The sequence below is a fragment of the Brevibacillus sp. FW301-21C12A genome, assembly GCF_058788915.1.
In genome coordinates this window covers 48,253-70,699 of record NZ_JBYTBG010000023.1, presented here as the reverse complement: position 1 = coordinate 70,699, position 22,447 = coordinate 48,253, and the positions used below count along the sequence as shown (strand labels likewise).

At 55.7% G+C, this 22,447-nt stretch carries 13 protein-coding genes; 12 read left to right on the top strand and 1 reads right to left on the bottom strand.

Annotated features, from left to right (window positions below; translation table 11 throughout):
- The first annotated feature begins 13 nt into the window (after positions 1-13).
- From AC3WQH_RS15255 to AC3WQH_RS15230, 6 genes are all read left to right on the top strand, one after another.
- Positions 14-1,363, top strand: a complete 1,350-nt coding sequence (locus AC3WQH_RS15255) for a dihydrolipoamide acetyltransferase family protein (protein ID WP_492332133.1) — start codon at positions 14-16, stop codon at positions 1,361-1,363.
- Positions 1,364-2,791: a dihydrolipoyl dehydrogenase gene (gene lpdA / locus AC3WQH_RS15250; protein WP_122952437.1), complete on the top strand. Its 1,428-nt coding sequence runs from the start codon at positions 1,364-1,366 to the stop codon at positions 2,789-2,791.
- Positions 2,792-2,925: 134 nt separating this feature from the next.
- The gene (locus AC3WQH_RS15245; RefSeq protein ID WP_122952438.1) at positions 2,926-4,344 is read left to right on the top strand and encodes an FMN-binding glutamate synthase family protein; all 1,419 of its coding nucleotides are present in this window, start codon (positions 2,926-2,928) and stop codon (positions 4,342-4,344) included.
- A 70-nt stretch (positions 4,345-4,414) separates the two neighbouring features.
- Positions 4,415-4,672 carry a hypothetical protein gene (locus AC3WQH_RS15240; protein ID WP_051353883.1) on the top strand — a complete coding sequence of 86 codons (258 nt, stop codon included), beginning with the start codon at positions 4,415-4,417 and terminating at the stop codon, positions 4,670-4,672.
- A 172-nt stretch (positions 4,673-4,844) separates the two neighbouring features.
- Positions 4,845-6,482, top strand: coding sequence for an ABC transporter substrate-binding protein (locus AC3WQH_RS15235; protein ID WP_197186565.1), 1,638 nt, complete (start codon positions 4,845-4,847; stop codon positions 6,480-6,482).
- Positions 6,483-6,633: 151 nt separating this feature from the next.
- Positions 6,634-7,626, top strand: a complete 993-nt coding sequence (locus AC3WQH_RS15230; protein WP_005833638.1) for an ABC transporter substrate-binding protein — start codon at positions 6,634-6,636, stop codon at positions 7,624-7,626.
- A 331-nt stretch (positions 7,627-7,957) separates the two neighbouring features.
- Here AC3WQH_RS15230 and AC3WQH_RS15225 read toward each other — a convergent pair whose 3' ends face one another.
- Positions 7,958-8,329: a cytochrome P450 family protein gene (locus AC3WQH_RS15225; RefSeq protein ID WP_327920365.1), complete on the bottom strand. Its 372-nt coding sequence runs from the start codon at positions 8,327-8,329 to the stop codon at positions 7,958-7,960.
- A gap of 409 nt (positions 8,330-8,738) precedes the next feature.
- Between AC3WQH_RS15225 and AC3WQH_RS15220 the strand changes: the two genes are divergently transcribed.
- The 6 genes from AC3WQH_RS15220 (at position 8,739) to AC3WQH_RS15195 (ending at position 22,444) form a co-directional block, all read left to right on the top strand.
- Complete coding sequence (locus tag AC3WQH_RS15220) at positions 8,739-9,023, top strand: hypothetical protein (protein ID WP_005833634.1); 285 nt, start codon at positions 8,739-8,741, stop codon at positions 9,021-9,023.
- Between the two features lie 21 nt (positions 9,024-9,044).
- Positions 9,045-9,299: a hypothetical protein gene (locus AC3WQH_RS15215; protein WP_005833632.1), complete on the top strand. Its 255-nt coding sequence runs from the start codon at positions 9,045-9,047 to the stop codon at positions 9,297-9,299.
- 303 nt (positions 9,300-9,602) lie between these two features.
- Positions 9,603-13,421, top strand: coding sequence for a non-ribosomal peptide synthetase (locus AC3WQH_RS15210; RefSeq protein WP_492332132.1), 3,819 nt, complete (start codon positions 9,603-9,605; stop codon positions 13,419-13,421).
- On the top strand, positions 13,367-18,349 hold the full coding sequence (locus AC3WQH_RS15205; protein ID WP_492332134.1) for an amino acid adenylation domain-containing protein: 4,983 nt from the start codon (positions 13,367-13,369) through the stop codon (positions 18,347-18,349). The genes AC3WQH_RS15210 and AC3WQH_RS15205 overlap by 55 nt, the downstream gene beginning before the upstream one ends.
- Entirely contained in the window at positions 18,342-19,154 is an 813-nt protein-coding gene (locus tag AC3WQH_RS15200; protein WP_005833628.1) for a transglutaminase family protein, read from the top strand. Before AC3WQH_RS15205 ends, AC3WQH_RS15200 begins: the two co-directional genes overlap by 8 nt.
- Before the next feature lie 38 nt (positions 19,155-19,192).
- Positions 19,193-22,444, top strand: coding sequence for a beta-ketoacyl synthase N-terminal-like domain-containing protein (locus tag AC3WQH_RS15195; RefSeq protein ID WP_492332131.1), 3,252 nt, complete (start codon positions 19,193-19,195; stop codon positions 22,442-22,444).
- The last annotated feature ends 3 nt before the right edge of the window (positions 22,445-22,447 follow it).

The following is a 22,447-nucleotide window of genomic DNA, read 5'->3' as shown; positions in this document are numbered from 1 at the left end:
AGGAGCGAGGAACATGGTGGAGTTCAAACTCCCGGATGTGGGAGAAGGCATGCATGAAGGGGAAATCCTCAAGGTGCTGGTTCGCCCGGGCGAAGCAGTCGTCCAGGACCAGCCTGTCATTGAGGTACAGACGGACAAAGTCAGCGCAGAGCTGTCCGCTCCGGCAACCGGGGTCGTCCAGGAAATTCGCATTGCCGAGGGCGACACGGTCGAGGTGGGAACGGTACTGCTGGTGATCGACACAGGGGCAGCAAGCGGAGAGGGCACGGAAGCGAAGCCGACTGTTACGCCTGTATCTGCACCGGAAAAGCAATCGACCGCTACGGTTCCGGCTCGTCAAGGGGCGAGCCGTTCCTTGGCGACGCCGTACGTGCGGCAGTTGGCGCGAGAAATGAAAATCGACATTGAACAGGTGAGCGGCACGGGGCCAGCCGGACGCGTCACCGAAGAAGATTTGCGCCAGTTTGCCAGCGCCGGGCAAAAGCGCGCGCTGCAAGAAGTATCGGCGACTGCTTTTGCCGCAGCTCCCGTGAACGAGCCGGCGGAGCCTGCGCGTCCAGTGACGCCAGCAGCCGTTAGCAAGACGGCAGAACAGGAAAAGCCCGTGCAAAAGCAAGCGGCCTCCCAGGCGTCGGCCTTGCCCGTGGGCGTGGGCGATCACCTGATCGAACGTCTGCCGCTGAAAGGCATCCGCAAAAAAATCTCCGAGCACATGGTGAAATCCGTGACGGTCATTCCGCACGTCACCTCTGTCGACGAGCTGGAAATGGATCAGCTTCAGGCGCTGCGGGAGCGGCTGAAACCGCATGCCGAGAAAAAGCAGCTCAAGCTGACGTTTTTGCCGTTTTTCATCAAGGCGCTGGTGATCGCGCTGAAGGAATATCCGGTCATGAACGCTTCCATTGACGATGCTACCAACGAAATTTTGCTAAAGCGCTTTTATCATATCGGGATTGCAACCGATACGCCGGACGGGCTGATCGTGCCTGTTATCCGGGACGCAGACCGCAAATCCATTTTTCAACTGGCAGCGGAGATCAAACAACTGGCTGAGCTTGCTCGCGAAGGCAAGCTGACGCTTGAGCAGATTACAGGCGGGACGTTTACGATCAGCAATGTGGGGCCGATCGGCGGCCTGCAAGCGACGCCGATCATCAACCATCCGGAGGTTGCGATTTTGGCCCTGCACAAAATGGAAAAGCGCTGGGTCGTGCGCGAAGAGGAAGGCGTAATTCGGCAAATGATGAACATATCGCTGTCCTTTGACCACCGGCTGATCGACGGAGTGACGGCAGTGCGCTTTACCAACCGGATCAAGGAGCTGCTCGAAGATCCGAATCTATTGTTCGCGGAGATGGTCTAAATGGTAGTTGGGGAAATCGCAATCGAAACAGACGTTGTCGTCATCGGAGGGGGCCCTGGCGGCTATGCGGCGGCCATTCGCCTCGGCCAGTTGGGCCAATCAGTCGTCCTGGTGGAAAAAGAGGTGTTGGGCGGCGTGTGCCTCAACCGGGGCTGCATTCCCTCCAAAGCGTTGATTCATGCCGCAGGCGAGTACCATAAGCTGGCCGGGCTGGGCAAGCTGGGGATCAGGCTGCCGGACGGAAGCGCGGCGTTTCACATGCCGGACTGGCAAGCGTGGAAAGAGTCCGTAGTTGCGCAATTGAGCCAGGGGGTAGAGCAGCTTTGCCAGGCAAACGGAGTGACGGTAGTCAAAGGCTCCGCCACGTTTCTTTCTGCCGACCGGATCGGAGTCGAGACTGGCGGCGATTTTGAGACGTACAAGTTCCGCCAGGCGATCATTGCCACAGGCTCCCGCCCTTTTGCGCCGAAGGCTTTGGCGCCGGACCATGAGCGTATTCTGGATTCCACGGACTTGTTGAACCTGCAGGAACTGCCGAAGTCGCTTGCGATCATTGGCGGCGGCTATATCGGGATGGAGCTGGGCATGGCGCTTGCCAAGCTGGGAACGAGCGTGACGGTCGTAGAGGCAGCACCAGGCATTTTGCCGCAGACGGCTCCCCACTTGACGCAGGAAGTGCGGAAGCAGGCGAAAAAGCTGGGGATAAGCGTGAAGACGGCGACAAAAGTCGAGGAAATCTCGCGTAGCGGTGACCAGGTGACACTTGCCGTCCTCTCTGAGCCGCACGGACGCGAAGAGCTTACGGTGGACAAAGCATTGGTGACGATTGGCCGGGTGCCGAACACGGGGGATATCGGGTTGGGGCAAGCCGGAGTCGTGATCGATGAAAAAGGCTACATTCCCGTCAATGCCGAGTGCCGCACCAACCAGCCGCACATTTTTGCCATTGGCGATGTGACGCCCGGGCCTGCACTGGCGCACCGCGCCTCGAAGCAAGGCATCGTGGCCGCCGAAGTCATCGCGGGCTTGCCAAGCAGCGTGGACTCGCCGTATGTCCCTTACGTCATTTTTACCGACCCGCCAATCGCCGGTGTCGGCCTGACGCCAGAAGAAGCAAAGGAGCAGGGCTATCGGGTCAGAACGGCGTCGTTTCCGTATCGGGCGAACGGCAAAGCTTTGGTGATCGACGAGCGTGACGGCTTCGCAGAAGTGGTCGTCGAGGAAGACACGCACCTGCTAGTGGGCATGCACGTAGTCGGCGCGGATGCACCGAACCTCATCGGAGAAGGTGCGCTGGCTCTGGAGCTTGCTGCCAGAGTCGAGGATTTGGCGCTCACCATCCACCCGCACCCGACCTTGAGCGAGGTGTGGCTGGAAGCAGCGGAAGCCGCCCTCGGACACGCCATCCACATCGTCAACAAAAAATGAGCGAAAACCTCCTTGCTCGCGAATGGAACGCGAAAGGGGGTTTTTTCTTGTCTGCCCGAAAGTATATCTTTTCCTGCATGAAACCAAACTAAGTAGGAAACGGCACGTTCGGCTGCAAAAAAGGAGAGGGCACGATGGGAGACTGGGTGACGATTTGGATCGGAGCAAGTATCGGGGCATTTCTGGCGATCGTGTTGCTCGCGACCGTAGCGTTTTGCTTTTCGCGCGGATTCGTGCGCTGGGCGGTCGGCCACTTCGCCAAAATCGTGATGAACGACCGCTATCCGGAAAACATATGGGAAATCGTCTCGGCGCTGACGCGCGTCTCTCCCCAAAAGGTGCTGGAAAACAGCTTGCGCGCTGCGGAGGGCACCGCGATTGACAGGCCGTTCGGCACGCCGCGAAAATTTTTGAATTACGACGGTCTCCTGTTTTCCCCCGCGCAATTGTCGGTGCTTCCTGCGCCTGAAAATGCCGAGGTCGATATGCGCCTCACCATCGGGCCGATGGCCAAAAAACCGTTGACGCTGGAGATTCCGCTGTTGGCTGGCGGGATCGGCTTTGGCGTTGGCGTGACGGATAAAACCAAGATCGCCATTGCCAAAGGGACGGCTGCGGTCGGCACCGTCACGAATACGGGAGAAGGCGGTTTCTTACCCGAAGAAAGAGAAAACGCAAAATATTTGATCTATCAATATCATTCCGCGACATGGACAAAGAGTCCGGAGATTCTCAAGCAAGCCGACGCGATAGAAATCCGGATCGGCCAAGGCGCTACCGCCGGAGCTGCGACTTTTATCCCGCATCGTGATCTTCGTGGCAAGGCCAGCCAAGTCATGCATCTGCCAGACCAGGAGTACATCGTCATCCCTTCCCGGCATAAAGAGGTGCAGAAGCCAGACGATCTTCGCAAGCTCGTCGACCAGCTCCGCGAGTTGACAGAGGGTGTGCCGATTGGGGTCAAGATGTGTGCCAGCGCGAACATGGAAGCCGATCTGGAAGTGGCGATCATGGCTGGCGTCGATTTTATCAGTATGGACGGGGGCCAAGGCGGCTACAAGGGCAGCGCGCCGATCTTGCAGGACGACTTCGGCTTGCCGACGATCTACGCGGTGTCAAGAGCGGTCCGCTACTTGCAAAAACGCGGCGTCAAGGACAAAATTACGCTGCTGAGCGGAGGTGGGTACTATACGCCAAGCCATTGCCTGAAAGCGCTGGCCCTGGGGGTGGATGGCGTCTATTTGGGCACGGCCATGCTCTGGGGGATGGCGCACGATCAGGTCACGAAGGCCATTCCGTGGGAGCCGCCCACCCAGCTCCTGTTTTATGGCGGGCACTCTCAAAAAGAGTTTGACGAGCAGGAGGCGGCCAAGTATTTGGAGCATTTTTTTTGCGCGTTTGTCGATGAAATGCGGATAGCCACTCTCGCATTGGGCAAGACATCCGTTCGCGAGGTAGGCGTCGACGATTTGATCGCTCTCGACAGCATGACCAGCAAAGTCACAAACATCCCGCTCGCGTACACCCCGCGCATCCCGCACAGTCCGTCATGAAGGCAAAAACAAGACACGATCGGTTAACCCGTACGAGCAAAGCTTCCTTCTGTCGTTTTTGGGGTTGGAAGTGGCAACAGGCGCGGCTTTGTATCTCGTATTCGTGATCTTCCGTAAGCTGGATTCCAGCCCGTATGCGTTAGTCAAGCTGGGGATTATCGGGAGCGCAGTCGGGTTGGTTCTCGATGCGTTCGCACTGTGGAACCGCGATGTATTTTTTGCAAAGCTTTCCAATGAGCAGTTGCTCGCCTTTACGATCTGGATGGCTTTCGCCTACGGTTTGTATTTGGCGCTCCCGCTGTTCATGGCAAAAGGCGACAAATCATAAGCGATTTCTGATGGATCGTTTACCCCCTATTCAAGAGGTCCGGCAAAAGCCGGAAGCCTGAATAGGGCTTTTTGTTAGCTCGTTATCGTTCAGGCTTTTGCGCAAAGCGATCATGCTATATAATGATAATGATTATCAATTACATTCATTCGCAAAAGGGAGAATCATCCGAGTGTTTTTACATCCGTTAGAATGCGCAAAAGAGACGTTTTTCGTTTTACAGCGAGTGGAGCGGCAGCAATACGGTTTGCAGCAGGAGCATCCTCCCGTATGGAAGGATGGGCACCATCTGCTCTACGTCCAGGAAGGGGAGGGGATCTTGCGCGTGGACGGCGACCCGCTCCTGTTAAAGCCGGGAAAAATCGTGCTGCTCGCCCCGGATTGCTGCGTAGAGGTGGAGGGCCGCTCCTGCAAGCCGCTGTCTCTCTACGATTTTTCGTTTACATATACCGTGGCGAGCGACACGCCAGCACAGTCAAAAAAAGCAAAGGCTGTCTTTTCCCCGGGCCATCACGCGCTGTCTGCCCAGGCTGCCGCCCGTTTTGCGCAGTTGCTGGAGCAAATGGAGCAGCTTGCGGAAACAGAGGAGCCGCTCGCCAAGTGGAAGCAGTCGATTTTGTTCCAGGAAATCATGTACCTCGCCGCCTCCGATCCGCTGACAACGGAAGAAACAGGCGGGACGCGGGAAGCGATTGAAAAAGTGCTGCTTTATGTGCAGCAGCATTATCAGGAGGACATTTCTTTAAAGGAAGTCGCACAGATGCACGGCATCAGCGCCTCGAATTTTTCCAGCGTGTTCAAAAAGCATGTCGGACTGAACCCGCTTGACTATGTGACACAACTGCGAATGGCCCAGGCGCAGCGAAAATTGAAGGCGAGCCAACCGATTGAGCTCGTCGCCCGGCAGGTTGGCTTCAAAGACCCGCTCTATTTCAGCCGCATTTTCAAGCGAACAGTCGGCGTCACACCGTCCGCCTATCGAAAACAGAGCCAGACGGACAAGATCGTCACGCTGCTGCCGCATTTGAACGATTACTTGCTGGCGCTTGGGGTCAAGCCGTTTGCGACGCTGCCCTACGGCGGGAATGACCAGGTGGATGGCTACTTGCCTTATCTGGCTCGCGAGTTGAGCGAGACAAAGCTGACGGGAAGCTGGAACAAGCCGGACATGGACGAGCTGGCAGAGGCCCAGCCCGGATTGATTCTCGGCTCGAACTGGTTCCACATCAATCTGGAGTCGGTGAAAAAAATCGCCCCGACCATCCCGATCATTTTGCGGGATGACTGGCAAAGCCTCTTGCTGGAACTGGCTCGTTTTTTCGGCAAAGGAGAAGAAGGGAAGCACTGGATGCGGCGATACGAGCAAAAGGTAAATCAGGCGAAGGCGCTCTTGTCCTTGTCCAAAGCCCGTGACGAGTCCGTCATGATTCTCACCGTGACTTGCAACGAATACCGGGTGTACGGCGGCAGAAGGCAACTCGGCAAGGTGCTGTACGAAGATTTGCGGTTGACACCTCCGGCGGGGATTTCGATTAAAACGCATTACGTCTGTGTGACACTCGAACAAATCCAGGCGATGAATCCCGACCACATTTTTTTGTCGACGAACAATTCCAATCCGAGCAAAGAACAGATCAAGGCCCTCCAGGCGACCAAGGCGTGGTCCGGATTGCGGGCGGTGCAGAAACATCAGGTGTACGAGGTGGAGAGTTGGCTGAACGGTCACGCTCCGATCAAGCACAGCCTGTCCATCGACGTCGCCATCAGCCATCTGGCCGAGAGCAAGCAATGGGAGGTCTCTGTCATGTAAGCCGCTTCGTCAGCAAGTGGCTTTTTTTCATGGACGGCCGCAAGATTTTGTCCATATAGGAACAAGATTTTGTCAATTGTGCCAGGTCAGCGGCTTACTCTATAATCACTAAAGTGAAAATGATTATCAATAACAACGCGGAGGTTCAGTCATGATATCCTTTCAACCGTTTAAAAAAGTAATTTCCGGGGCGCTCTGCCTGTTTGCGCTGACCGCAGCGGGCTGCGGAACTAGTCCCGCTCAGCAGGGAGCGCAGGCGGGAGTAGCGCCAGCCCCGGCACCTGCCCAGGAGCAGACGATCGAGCACGATATGGGCAAAACGGTCGTCAAAGGCGACCCGCAAAAAATATTGTCGCTTCATCCATGGATCAGTGACTTTTTGCTTTCGCTGGAGATCACACCATCGGCTTCGCCAAGCTCAGGCCCCAACTCCACCGAGTTCACCTGGTATTTGAAAGACGGGCTGAAAGATTCGGTCAACCTGGGCTGGCAAATTCCGAAGCCGAACCTGGAGCTAATCGTGCAGAGCAGCCCGGATTTAATCATCGGCAACCAAAACTTCGGCGAGTTGAACGAGCAACTGTCCAAAATCGCCCCGACGATTTTCATCGAGCCGGTTGAAGATGACAAAGGCGTGCGAAAAATGCGCGAGACGTATTTGCGCCTGGCGAAGATGCTGAAAAAAGAAGAAATCGCCAAGAAAAAGATCGCGGAATACGACGCAGAAGTGGAGAAGTACCGCGCCCAGCTTAAAGCGGCGATGGCCGACCAGACCGTCATGTTCCTGCGCGTCACCGATAAAGAGCTGCGCTACTACAGTCCGAAGCTGTTCGAGGTGCTGTACGACGACCTCGGACTGGCCAAGCCGGCGAATATTCCGGATGCGGCCAAGAGCTTTCAGCCGCTCTCTATTGAAAAGCTGCCAGAGGTCAACCCGGACCATATTTTCCTGCTGCACGAAGGCGGAGACCGCGTGTCGTCCTTGCGGGAAACCGCTGTATGGAAAGGGCTGGACGCTGTGAAAAACAACCGCGTGTACGAAGTAGACTACGATCTGTGGTTCCAAGGTTTCGGCCCGATTGCGAACCGCTTGATTCTGGAAGACACGACCGAGAAGCTGCTCGGTGCGAAAGCGAATAAATAAGCATTGCGATAGAAAAACGTTCCTCTTGTTCCGGAAGCCGTCAGACACTGCTGTGTTCTGGCGGCTTTTTGCTGTTTGTTTTTTGCCTGCAAAAACTTCCTCTCTGTGAAGGCCGCTCCCAGTCTATCCAAATTTTTAGCGCAGGCAAGCGTTGCGCATGTTGATATACTGACTCTTTCGGCCGCCTGACTACCCGCGCCTATCCGGACACCACCGTCGTCTTGTACGAGTACGACCTGCTCGGCCGCCATGATGATGATTGGCAGCGGGGTTGTAAAATCTTGGACAATATCGACTTCTGTTTTCGTTTCCATCTCGCGAATTAACTCATTCACGACTGTTCCACCCGCGGCTCCCACGTTTTTAGGCTTCTCGGCGTGAAAGCGGCCGAAAACAAAGAGCGCGCCTTGCGGTGTTCGGGCGGGTCGCTGTCATGGATGTTCAGGCGTTCTGGAAACGTCCCTTCCTTCGTGCCAGCTCCGACATTGACAAGGGTACGCTCGCGAACACTCGAAAATAAGGCGTAGTCGGTCAGCACCCGTTTCACGTCTTCGTAGCGGAAAACATTCCCAGTGTTCGTGCCCGCGTGGTAGTAAACCGGATGCTGTTCAAGCATTTTCTTATACCACGCTACAGGAAAAAAATGTTCGGATTTCGTTTTAAAATTCGTGATCTCAGACGGTGGATATACCGTATTTTCCATCTATATACCTCCTTTTGAATGATTGGTTTGTAAAATGGCGCATGAAAAGGAAAGGGATGCGGAGAAGGCTCCCCGACAAGCATGGAAGGGAGGTTCCTCCGGACGCTAATCCTGTATTAGCATGCCCATCCAGTTTCTTTCCATTTAAAAGAGGAACAGGAGTCATAAAAGAGGAACGGGAGTCAGGGGCTTGAGATTTTCACGCGCGGTCTGCGGCAAAAAAAGCGCGGACAGAAAGCAATTGGGCTAAATACCAACTTGACCGATAGGTTTTATTTAATTTACACTTGTAAGTATCACATACCGATATTCACCCACGCCGATCAGTCCACTGAAGGTTCCCCGTATTTGCCTTGCGCATGCGTGTGGGAGCCGTTTTTATGGAGGAAAAATGCTTTCGCCAGGGGGAATGAACGTGGAATATACTTGTCTGACTTGCCAACAAGTCTTCGCGTCCGAAAAGGGGCTGTGCCCGCATCTGCAACAGTTTTTCACTTCCGCAGAAGGACAAAAAATTTGGCGCATACGGCTTCTCCACCGTTACGCGTATGAATTTTACAGCGATTCGCAAATGCAAGAGCTTGTGCGCGAGCAGCCGCTGATGGTCTCGGAGGTGCTGTGCGTCGAGCAGTTTGATACGAGGACGTACACGGGCCTGAACGCATTGGGGCAGCGCGTCTCTATCCTGGAGTAGACGAAAAAGGAGCGGCTGCGGGTGAACTCATTGTCGGTTCATCCCGGAGCTGCTGCTTCGAGAACGAAGAGGTGCGGCCGCACGGATGGCGGCCTGCTCGCCCGGCGGCATTCTGGCCCGGCCCGCATCGTCTTTTCCCTGATGGCGCTCGGCGTGGCGGCTGCTGCCATGTTGCCCTTTCCCGATCGACGAAAGCGCGATGAGGGAAGCGGTCACGAGTTTGTCATTTCTATAAAAAAGTGGAAAAAGATTGAAATCGACGGACGGATGAATTAAAATTTTGCTAAAGGAAGCACGGACGTAAGCAAAAAAGATGCGATCATGAGCAGCAAGGGACGATGAGCCGCTCGTAAAAGCCCCGTTTGAATCTAATAGCACAACAACCTGAGTGAATCTATTGAAGCTTAGGCACTTTAGAGGAATGAAGGGGTCATACGGCAAAGCGCACTGGAGTGTATCGGCTGACGGATACATGAAGGGGCGAAGCTTTGCCGTTTTTTTGTGTTTTTGCCATCCAAAAGCAAAAGAAAAGACCCGAAAGAGAAAGAGGTTTCCAAGATAATGGAGGAATCGCTAGCCATGGAGCCAATCAACTGCTACCCACTGACTCATCCGCAAAAAAGAATCTGGTCAATCGAGCAAATTTATCCCGACACTCCGTTGCACAACATTGGCGGAACTGTCATCATAAAAGGCCCTGTGCAACTGCCTGCGCTTGAAAAAGCTGTTCATCTGTTTATCGGCAGACATGAAGCGTTGCGACTGCGCGTTTTGAACCGGAAGGGCGAGCCGCAGCAATACGTGAGTCCGTATGAACCTTTCCCATTGGACTGCCTAGATTTCTCAACTGGCACAGAGCCGCAGCACGACTTTGCCAACTGGGTGCAGGCGGAAGCGAGAAAGCCGTTCGTCATCGAAAACGAAAGGCTTTTTTATTTTGCCCTGTTTCGCCTCTCGGACCGCGAGCATGGCTACCTGGCCAAGTTCCATCATCTGATCGCCGATGGATGGTCGATCAACATCATGACCGACGAGATTCGCGAACGGTACGACAAGCTCGTGCGCACAGAGGCAGCAGACGACCAGCCTGCCCCAAGCTACTTGGCGTACATCGAGCACGAGCGGGAGTACCTTTCGTCGGATCGCTTCTGCAAAAACCGGACGTTTTGGAAGGAGAAATTCCGCGACTTGCCCGACTCGCATCTGGAAAAAAGCTCAGACACGCTGCCGGGAAACCGCCTCACGTATGAATGGAGCGCCGAGCTGTCCACCCGGGTAAAAGAGTGGGCCAACGCGAACAACTGGTCGTTGAACACCGTTTTTGTCGCGGTGTATTTGCTGTATGTCCACAAGTTCACCGGGCGCGCGGATCTCGTGATTGGCACGCCGGTGCTCAATCGGTCTGGCAAGCAGCAAAAAAGCATGTTTGGCATGTTTACGAGCACGATGCCGTTTCGGTTTTTGGTCGACGATAGCTGCTCGGTTGCGGACATGATCGGACAGGTCAACCGGGAGCTGCGGGATTGCTTTTTCCATCAACGCTATCCGTATGACTTGCTGATCCAGGATGTGGAGCTGAAGAAAAAGGGCCACCACCAACTGTTTGATGTGTGCGTCAATTACTACAACACAGCGCTCGATACAACGTGGGACGGCTACGCGGTCGAGAATGTCGAGTTTTACAGCGGGCAGCAGATTTACTCCATGCAACTGGTCATCAAGGAATGGTCCGATTCCGGTCGCATCAGCATCAGCTTTGACTACAAAACGAACGACTACACAGCGGAGCAAATCCGCGATTTGTTCGCTCGCCTGACTGCCCTGGCCGGGAAAATCGTGGACAAGCCCGACGAGCCGATCAGGCGGTTGACGCTTTTTTTCGCGGATGAGCGGCAAAAACTGGTGGAGGCGTATAACCGAACCGATGCGTTTTATCCGCGCGACCAGACGATCTACCAACTGTTCGAAGCGCAGGCAGCCAAAACGCCGGACAAGCTCGCGGTGCAGCATGGCGAAGCGACTTTGACCTACCGCCAACTGAATGAAAAAGCCAATCAGCTTGCCAGATATTTGCGCGAGCAAGGAGTCGGGCGGGAAACGATTGTAGGCCTTTTGACCACGCATTCGCTGGAAACGGTGGTCGGGCTGCTCGGCATCGGAAAAGCGGGCGGAGCGTTCATGCCCATCGACCCTGACAATCCTGCCGAGCGGATTCGCTACCTGCTGCAAAACTCCGGCACCAGGCTTTTGCTGACGAATGTGGACACAGCGGACGAGTGGGACTTCAACGGACAAGTCATCCGCCTGCCGGACGTCGACTGCACAGCGTATGCATCGTCCAACCTGCAGGCGGAGAGCGAGCCTCAAGACCTGGTCTACCTGATTTATACATCCGGCTCTACCGGAAAGCCCAAAGGCACGATGATCGAGCATCGCGGGCTGGTCAACTATATTTGCTGGGCCAAAAAAATGTATGTCAAGCAGGACGACGAAGTGTTCCCGCTCTATTCGTCGTTGGCGTTCGACTTGACGATTACGTCCGTCTTTACCCCGCTCATTAGCGGCGGAACGATTTTGGTTTACAGCCACACAGAAGACGAGTACGTGCTGTTCCGCATGATGCGCGAGAACAGAGCGACAGTCGTCAAGCTTACGCCTGCGCATTTGTCGTTGCTGCTGGATCGGGACAACCGGAATTGTTCGGTGAAACGATTCATCGTCGGCGGGGAAAATTTGAAGGCCAGCCTCGCCAAAGGCATCTATGACAGCTTCGGCGGCAACATCGAAATTTTCAACGAATACGGGCCGACCGAGACGGTAGTCGGGTGCATGATTCACGCTTATGATCCCGCGACGGACACGCGAGCGGCTGTGCCCATTGGCAAGCCGGCCGACAACGTCCGCATTTACGTACTGGACAGGCACCTGGCTCCTGTCCCGACCTGCGCCGTCGGGGAAGTGTACATTGCCGGCGACGGGGTGGCGAGAGGGTATTTTCACAAGGAAGAGCTGACCCGCGAAAAGTTTATCGACAACCCGTTCGCGCCTGGCGAGCGGATGTACAAGACGGGAGACCTCGGCCGATTTTTGCCGGATGGCAAGCTGGAGTATTTGGGCAGGAGCGACCAGCAAGTCAAGATCAGAGGCTACCGGGTCGAATTGGGAGAAATCGAAAACGGGTTGCTTCAGCACCCGCTCGTAAAAGAGGCGGTTGTCCTCGTGCGGGAAGACAAGCAGCAACCCGCAATGCTGTGTGCGTATTACGTCGCGGCGGGCGAGATCAACATTTTGGACTGGAAGCAGCAGTTGGGGCGGCAGTTGCCGGATTACCTTGTCCCGCAATATTTTGTAGAGGTAAAGGAAATTCCGCTCACAGCAAACGGCAAAGTCGATGCGCGCTCCTTGGCAAAAATCTCTTTGCCGAGTACAGAAAACAGCGAATATGCCGCTTATTCGAGCGAGAAAGAGCAGCAGTTCATCCAGACCGTGGCAGAAGTCCTCGGCGTTCGGCAGATCGGCCGGAAGCACAACTTTTACCATATGGGCGGAGACTCGATCAAAGCAATTCAGATTGCTTCCAAGCTGAGCGCCAAAGGCTACCGGATCAAAGTCAAAGAGATGCTGTCCCACCCTGTCATGGAAGAGATGGCGCTGCTTGTGGAAGCAGTAGAGCCAACCGTTGTCGAGCAGGGGCTGGCTGAGGGCAGCATTTTGCCTACGCCGATTGCAGCGTGGTTTTTTGCCCAAGCATTCCCCAAGCCGCAGCATTATCATCAGACCGTCTTCGTGGAAATCAGTCCGGCGATCACGGCAGACATGCTGGAAAGAGCGCTGTTCAAGCTCGTGGAGCACCACGACAGCTTGCGGATGAACGTCGACGCGCGCGGCGAGCTGTTTTACAACAATAACCACCTGCTGGCCCGCTTCAAACTCGAACAGCGCGACTTGACAGGCGTTGCCCCTGCCGAGCGCTACGGCAGGCTGGAGCAAGCGGCGCACGAGCTGGCGGAGCGCACGGACTTGTCCCGCGACCTTTTGCTGAAAGCGTGCCTGATTCAGTTGGGGAGCACACGCACTTTGCTGCTGTCTGCCCATCATCTCGCAGTCGATGGCGTGTCCTGGCGCATCATCCTGGAAGATTTGAACGCGCTGCTCAAGCAAAGCTGCCTCGGACAAGACGCCGCGCTTCCTTTGAAGACGCATTCGTATCAAAAATGGGCGGAGGCGTTGGAGCGCTCTGGGCAAAGCGTGGGAGCCAGCTTTCCTTGCTCGATGCCGCGGAGCTTGCGCTGCTCGTCACCGGGTTCAATCAGACGGCAGGGGAATATCCGCAGCAGTTGCTGGTGCATGAGCGTTTTGCAGCGATCGCCGACAAGCACGCGGACGAGCCTGCGGTGACGTTCCAACAGCAAACCATGACGTACCGCGAACTGGATGCGCGGGCCAACCAGCTCGCCCATGCGCTCAAGTCGCATGGCGTCGGACCGGACCAGGTCGTCGCCCTCATTGCCACCCGTTCGTGTGACATGATCGCCGGACTATTGGCGATCGGAAAAGCAGGCGCCGCGTACTTGCCTGTCGATCCGGGCTTGCCAGCCAACCGGATCGCCTACATGCTGGACGACAGCCGTGTCCAGGTCATTTTGACCAATACAACCGTAGAGGCAGCAGGCGAGCGACAGGTTGTTGACATGCGCGATTCCCGCATATCGGCGCAGCCTCAAGCAAGGCTGCCTTTGCAAAACAGCAGCACCGATGTGGCGTACTGCATGTACACCTCGGGCACGACCGGATTTCCCAAAGGAATTTTGATCGAGCACCGCGCCTTGCTGAATTTCCTTTTCGGCATGACGGAAGTGCTGTCTTTTGGCGAAAAAGAAAAGTTTTTGTCGTTGACGACCATTTCTTTCGATATTTTCTGGCTGGAGAGCATCTTGCCGCTGTTGGCGGGGCAGCAGGTGGTCATTGCCGATGAGGACTGCCAGCGAGATGTGCGCATGCTGGCAAGCCTGGTCCGGCGCGAGGAAATTACCGTGCTGCAAACGACGCCGTCGCGCTTGAAGCTGTTGCTCGCGGAGCCGGAGTTGGCCGGGCAGTTGAGCCGCTTGCGCTACTTGCTGATCGGCGGCGAAGCGTTGCCGCAAGCGCTGGCAGACGAAGCCGTGCGACTGTTGCCGGCGGGACGGGTGTACAACCTGTACGGTCCGACCGAAACGACCATTTGGTCCACGCTTCAGCAAGTGACAGACAGCGAGCCTGTCGCCATCGGCAGACCGCTGAAAAATACCCAGGTCTACGTGCTCGATCAGGAGCTGGTGCCGCAGCCTGTCGGCGTCCCTGGCCTGCTGTATATCGGCGGGCACGGCTTGGCCCGCGGGTATTTGCACAAACCGGAGCTGACAAGCGAGAAGTTTATCGACAACCCGTTTCGGCCTGGCGAAAAAATGTACGCGACCGGAGACATGGCGAGGTGGACGCGCGAAGGCTTGCTCGAATATTTGGGACGAACCGATTTTCAGGTGAAAATACGCGGCTACCGGATCGAGCAAAGCGAAATCGAAAACCAGCTCGAGGCCCATCCCGCCATCGAAAAAGCGGTGGTGCATGTCCAGCAGGACGCTTTGCGCGAACCTTTGCTTGTCGCTTACTATACTTCGGCAGATGCCGTACCGAACCAGGAGTTGCGCGATTATTTGCGCAAACAACTGCCGGAATATATGATCCCGCCATTTTTCATGCGGCTTGCGCAAATTCCGCTCACCATCAACGGCAAAATCGACCGGAAGTCGCTGCCTGCCGTAACCGAGGTGGCAGAAGCGCACCAGGAGCTGGTCGGCCCGGGCGACGAGGTGGAAGCGAAGCTGTATGACATTTGGCGCAAAGGATTGCGGCGCGAGTCGATAAGCGTTCGCGGCAAGTTTTTTGAGTTGGGCGGAAACTCGATTCAGGTGATGCAGCTCGTGTATGAAATCAACCGCCATTTTTCATGCGCCATGCCGTTTAAGGACTTTATTGAACTGCAAACGATCGAGGCGATTGCGGGATGGATTCGCGCCGCGATCCAGGAAGAGCGCGAGGCGGACTTGCCAGCGCTGACACCGGAGCCAAGCCGGTTGCATGAACCGTTTCCGTTAACGAATGTGCAAATGGCCTATTATTTGGGCAGAAGCAGCCGCTTCGAGCTGGGCGGAGTCTCGACGCACTCGTATCAGGAGGTTGTCACTACACTCGATATCCCGCGCCTGAACGATTGCTTGAATGTGTTGATTCGCAGGCACCCCGCGCTGCGCACGATTTTTTTGCCGGATGCCCGCCAGCAGATTTTGGCCGAGATCCCCGAGTACGCAATCGAAATTCGCGATTTGCAAGGATGCGAAGCGGAGGAGCAGGCTGCGATCATCGCAAACGAACGGGAGCGGATGTCCCACGCGACGTTCCGTCCGGAGCAATGGCCGCTTTTTGAAATCAAAGCGTTTCGCTTGACGGAGCAGAAAAGTTTATTGGGCATCAGCTTCGATCTGCTCATAATGGATGCGTACAGCATGGAAATTTTAGGGAAAGAGCTGCAAGCGCTTTACGCAGGCAAGACGGACGAGCTGGACGATCTAGCGATTTCCTTCCGGGATTATATGATCGGCTATGAGCGGCTGAAAAACAGCAAGCTGTATGAGCAAGACAAGGAATATTGGCTGGCGAAGCTGCCCGATTTTCCGCTGGCCCCGGAAATTCCGTTGCTGGTGCAGCCGTCCCGCGTCCAAAACCCGTACTTCCAAAGAAAGTCGAAGCGATACGCCAAACAAAGCTGGCCTGCCTTGAAAAAGGCCGCCCAGAAGCGCAATTTGACCCCTTCGGCCGTGTTGTGCGCGGCGTATGCGGAAGTGCTGGCGAACTGGAGCAATCAGCTCGCCTTTAGTCTCAACTTGACCTTGTTCAATCGGCTGCCGCTGCACCCGGATGTGGAAAAGCTCGTCGGCGACTTTACCTCTGTTGTGCTGGTCGAGGTGCGGCTAGGTCCGGCGGATACGTTTTGGCAGAAGGCGGGCAACGTACAGCAAGCGCTGATGGAAGCTTTGGCGCACCGTCATTTTGACGGGATTGATGTGATGCGAGAAATCGGCAAGCAGCGGGAACTGGGCAACAAAGCGTTGATGCCGATCGTATTTACGAGCGCCTTGTTTGAAAACGAAGACGTTGTCCAGCAGCAAGCGGCAGACGACGAGCAGCGCATATCGGAACAGGAGAACGATACAAAAGGGATCACGCAAACTTCGCAAGTTTATTTGGACAATCAGGTGGCGCTGCTCGACGGGAACATCGTCATCAACTGGGACTACATCAGCGAGTTGTTCGACCCTGTCGTGATTGACACGATGTTTGCCCAGTACCTGGCCCGGATTGATACGATTTTGAACGACGAGGCCGAGTTGGAGCTGCCAGCGGTGTCCGCCAGTGACCGAGCCGCGATTGATGCGTACAACGATACGGCCGTGGAGATTCCGAGCAAAACGCTGCACGGGCTGTTTGAGGAAACGGTGGCGCAAACGCCTTTTGCCGTCGCGATTGAGGATGGCGAGCAGCAGATCACGTACCAGGCGCTGAACGAGCGCGCCAATAAAGTCGCCAGCTTCTTGCAGGACTGCGGCGTCGGTCCGAGAGACTTGATTGGCGTCATTGCCAAACGGGAAATAACTACCTTCGTCTATTTGTTAGCGATTTTAAAAAGCGGCGCAGCTTACGTGCCGATTGATCCCGACTATCCGGCGGAGCGCGTCGACTACATCCGCGAGCACAGTCAATGCAAGCTCGTCATAGCGCCTGACTTTTACGAGCGAAACGGGCTGGAACATGCTGCGGACAAGCGCGAGGCTGTCGCGGTGCAGCCGGAGCAGCTCGCCTACGTGATCTACACCTCGGGAAGCACGGGCAATCCAAAAGGAGTCATGATTCGGCACGAAGCCGCATGCAATACGATTCAGGATATCAATCAAAAGTTTCAGGTTACCGCCCGGGATCGCCTGCTGGGCGTATCGTCGCTCTGCTTCGATTTGTCCGTCTACGACATTTTTGGCGCGTTTGCCGCAGGGGCGACGCTCGTGCTGGTCAAGGACCAAAAGAACATGACCGAGCTTGCCGAGACGATTACAGCGAAAAACATTACGATCTGGAACTCCGTCCCGGCGATTATGGATCGCGTGGTCGCGGAAAAAAACGAGCGGGGCGGCGAGCAGAAAGATGAGCAGCTTCGCCTGGTCATGCTGAGTGGTGACTGGATTCCGCTTACGCTGCCGCATGCGATCCGCGAGCGCTTCCCTGCGGCTGAAGTCATCAGCCTGGGCGGCGCTACCGAGGCGTCGATCTGGTCGATTTACTATCCGATTGAAGAGGTAGGCGCTGATTGGAAAAGCATTTTTTACGGGAAGCCATTAGCCAACCAGCAGTTTTACGTGCTCAACTCGCAGAGAGAGCTTTGCCCGATTGCCGTACCGGGCGAGCTGTACATCGGAGGACGCGGCGTTGCGGACGGCTATTTGCATGACGATGAGAAGACCGCGCGATCCTTTGTCCACCATCCGCAGCTCGGGTACATCTACAGGACTGGGGATTACGGCGTACTGCACCGCCACGGGCAGATGGAATTTTTGGGCAGAAAGGATCAGCAGGTAAAAATTGGTGGATATAGAATTGAATTAGGAGAGATAGAAGCGCGGCTGCTGCAAATCGAGACGGTGCGAAATGCGGTTGTACTGGTGGCGGGCGATACAGACAAGCGGTTGTATGCGTATCTCGTGCCGGAAAACGAACCGCAAGAGCGGGACCGTTTTGTCAGCGAGATCAGGACAAGGCTGGCCAAAGCCTTGCCGGATTACATGATACCGTATCATTTTATCGTCGTGGGGCAACTGCCGCTGACGGCCAACGGAAAAGTAGATGTACAAGCCCTGTTGAAGCAAAAGCCGACTGGCGCGGGTAACGGAACGGCATACGTCGCCCCGCGCAATGAAGCGGAGGCGCGAATCGTCGCTCTGTTCCAGGAGGTTTTGCAGATGGACCATGTGGGCGTGTTCGACAACTTTTTTGAGCTGGGCATTCATTCGCTGCAGATCGGAATGATTCACAGCAGGCTGAAAGACGTGTTTGCCAGGGAAATCCCGATTCTTGCCATGTTTGAGCACGCCAACATCAACGCGCTTGCCGCGTATTTGACAGCGGACAACCACGACCTGCCAGACGAAGGGCAGGAGGAGACGATCAACGCCCGCAACCAGGGAAGAGAACGGATCAAGCAAAGAAACGCCAAAAGAAGGAGGAACTCCGAAAGTGACTAAAGCCGAACTGCTGCAATTTTATACGACGTTTACTCCCAACACCGATCCCGGCGAATACGGCTATCTCTTTTACGAGTTGCCCCAAGGCCTGTCAGAGCTGTGCCGATTAATCAAGTGCCAATTGATCCATCCCACGATGATAAAAAAAGTGAGGCATGCGCTGACCGACTATACGCGAAATGAAGACGAGAAATTTTACACGGTCGCAGACATGCTCGACGCGCTGGTCGAACGCAACGCAGACGGTCTCACCTACGACCGCCTGCCAAGCGAGCGGCTGCTCATTTCTTGCCGCTTCCATTCGTTACTGCTCATTTCCATGCTGCGCTCCCGGGGCATCCCGGTGCGCAGCCGCGTCGGATTCGCCAGCTATTTGTCCGAGAACGGCCAAAAATACATCGATCACTGGATTTGCGAAGTGTGGGAACAAGCCGAAAAACGGTGGATTCGGGTCGACCCCGATTGGGAGCTTGTTGACATTTGCGGCGACGAGTTCCTGATGGCGGGCGATGCATGGCTGATGGCTCGGGACAAAGAAATCAACCCACAGCTTTTCGGGGTGAAAAAATCGTGGGGCATGCACTACATCCGCAACAACCTGTGCTACGACTTAAACGCCGTTCTCGGAAACGAGCTGGGCTACTGGGACTATCCTCCGCTTTGCCAAAAAGAGATGGACGACCTGGACTGGGAAGAACTGCAACTGCTCGATGAGATTGCTCTCTATTTGCAAGACCCCGATGAAAATTACGCACAACTGCAAGCGTTGTTTTCCGAGCATGACTTCCTGCATTTCAAAGGATAGGGCAGTTGTTCGATTAAACTCGAAGCGGTGATACGAAGATGGATAAATTGAAGAAGTACATTTACGAGCTGGTCGCAGACCGGAAGCTATCGGCCAAGGAAGCGACGGCATACATCACGAGCCTGCAAAAAGCAAGCGAAGCAAAAAGCGATGACATCGCGATTATCGGCATCGCCGGACGCTTTCCCAAGGCGAATACGGTACAGCAGTTTTGGGAAAACATTCGCTTTGGCCGAGAATGCCTCGACGACTTTCCTGTCCATCGCAAGGAAGATGGACAGGCGCTGTTTTCCGACCGGAGCTTTGCGCACAAACGCTTCAAAAAAGCGGGCTATTTGGATGAAATCAGCTTCTTTGATCCAGACATGTTTCGCATCTCGCCAAAAGAAGCCTTGTCCATGGAGCCTTATCAGCGAATCATGCTGGAGCTTGCCTATGAGACCATGCTCAATGCCGGGTACGAGACACGGGAGATCATCGGCTCCAAGACAGGCGTTTTTATCGGCAAAGACCATGTGACAGGGATCGAGTACCGCCACTACGTCAGCCCGGATATTTTCAGCCTGACCGGCTCGTGGCCGGGAATTTTGGCAAGCCGCATCTCGTACGTCTACAACCTGAAAGGGCCGAGCATCGTCTTCGATACATCGTGCTCGTCCGGGTTGGTAGGCGTTCATTTTGCATGCGAATCGTTGCGCAGAAATGAATGTGAGATGGCATTTGTAGGCGGCATCAGCGGCCTTTTCTATTTTCCTCCCGTTAAAGAAGACGGATCGCTCGATCAGGTCGAATCCGCCGAAGAGAAGATTCGCGCGTTTGACAAGGAAGCGACAGGCACGGTATGGGGCGAGGGTGGCGGAGGGCTGCTCTTGAAGCCGTTGTCCAGGGCGCTTGCGGACAACGACGTGATTTACGCCGTCATCAAAGGCAGCGGGATCAACAACAACGGCCTGTCCAAAGGCATTACCGCCCCCAACGGGGAGGCGCAGGAAGCGCTTTTGAAAAGCGTCTGGAAGCAGGCGCAGATCAACCCGGAAACGATCCGCTACATCGAAGCGCACGGAACAGGCACGGTGCTGGGCGATTCCATCGAATTACAGTCGATCATCAACGCCTTTCAAGCTTTTACGTCCAAAAAGCAGTTTTGCGGGGTCGGCTCGGTCAAGACGAACATCGGGCATCTGGTCGGAGCTTCCGGGATTGTCTCGCTCATCAAGGCAGTGATGATGCTCCGGCATGGGGAAATCCCGCCTTCGCTGCACTTCCAGTCGCCCAGCCCATACATGGACCTGACCAACTCGGCCGTGTTTGTCAACGACGCGCTGACGAAATGGGAGCAGCAGGACCAGCCTGTTCGCATCGGGATTAACTCGTTTGGATTCAGTGGAACGAATTGCCACGTTTTGCTCGAGGAACCGCCCAAGGCCGTCCGGCAAGCCAGCCGCGGACAAGACAGCTACTTGCTTGTCCTGTCGGCGAGAAGCGAGCAAAAACTCCAGGAGCTGGCGAAGCAATACCAGCAGTTTTTACTGGCAAACCGGGACGTCCACCTGGGGGATTTGTGCTTTACCGCCAGCGCGTCGCGCCATCATTATGCGCACCGGGCGACGATTGTGTTCGACAGCTATGAAGATTTGTTAGTGAAGGTAAATGAGCTGAAAACGGCGAACCGCGTATCCGCGTGGACGGCAAACCCGGCGATCCGCTACCAACGGCACGAAGTCGTGCCGGACAGCAAGCAGACAGTCGAGGCGTGGGAAATCAGGGAACGAGCGAAAAAATCGTTAGATAGGCAAGCAAACAAAGCGATCAAGGAATGGATCGGGAAGACATCTGACCAGAGGCTGATCTGGGAGCAGGTCGCGTCGCTGTACATACAAGGAGCAACCATTGACTGGGGGATGCTTTACTGTGGTGGCCGCAAGCTGGCGCTGCCGGGAAATATACTGGAGCGGCAAAAGTTTTGGCCCGCAGGCGCACAGCCCAAAAAAGCAGAGGCAGACTTTCTTTACCAAGTGGCCTGGAAGGAAGAAGCTCTGCCCGCCACGGACAGCGAGCAGCAAACGGCTTGCGATACGGTGCTGCTGATTGTCGATGCGGCAGATACAGCCATCTGGCGGGCGCTTTTTTTGCAAAAACACCAAGCGAGACGCCTGGTGACAGTCGAGCTGGGAGCGCGCTCTGCGCAAGTCGCGCCAGACTATTTCCAGGTTTCGCGCACGCTGGACGATATCGCCGCCTTTTGCGCGCAGCTCGATTTGGCGTCGCTCGCTCAGATTGTGTTCATGCCTCCGGCTCGCGCTGCACTGCCGGAGTCGTTGGCCGCTTTTCGCTCGGCCATGGATCAGACCGCCGGGTCGCTGCTGCTTTTCGCCAAAGCGCTCGCTACGACAGGCAAGCTGGCAAACGAAATCGACGTCGTCCTGCTGACGCAAAACGCTCAGGCGGTACAGCCGGGCGATGCGGCCTGCGATCCTTTTCACCATATGCTGGGCGGACTGGGAAAATCGCTTCGCCAAGAAAACTACGGCTTGTCCGTGCGCCATATCGACATCAGCCCGGACGGCTTCGCGCCTGAGCCGCTTTTCGCCGAGCTAGGGCGGAAAGGGACGGACTACTCCGTAGCGCTGCGCCAAAACCGCCGCTACATCGAAATTATCGAAAGAGCAAAGCAGCCGGGCGCGCAGGAGGACGGCTTCGCGGTCGAAGCAGGCGATGTGTTTCTGCTAACGGGCGGTCTGGGCCAGTTGGGAACGGAAGTATGCAAGTACTTGAGCCAAAAAAACAAAGTCAAGCTGATCGTGCTCGGCAAGACGATGCTGCCGGAACGGGAGACGTGGCCGGCCGTGCTGCGGGAGTCGCCAGACATAAGCTTGGCGGATAAAATCAATGCGGTGCTCGCTGTGGAAGCGCTAGGCTCCACGCTCGACTACCACTGTGCAGACATATGCGACGAAGCGCAGTTGCAGCGAACCGTTCAGGCGATCCGCCAGACACACCAGCGGCTTGCCGGAGTGATTCATTGCGCGGGCATAGGCGTTGGCGAGCTGGAAGATGCGGCGCTCGGCGAAGCGGAGTTTGCGCGCAGACATGCCGTGAAAACAGACGGGAGCTGGCTCTTGTACACGCTTACGCAGGAGATCGACACCGGGTTTTACCTGTTCTTTTCCTCGGCGGTATCCGTCACGGGTGGACGCGGGGCGCTTGGCTATGCCACTGGCAATGCCTTTTTGGACGGCTGGGCAGAAGCGATCAGGCGGCAAGGCAAAAAAGTATTCTCCATCAACTAGGCT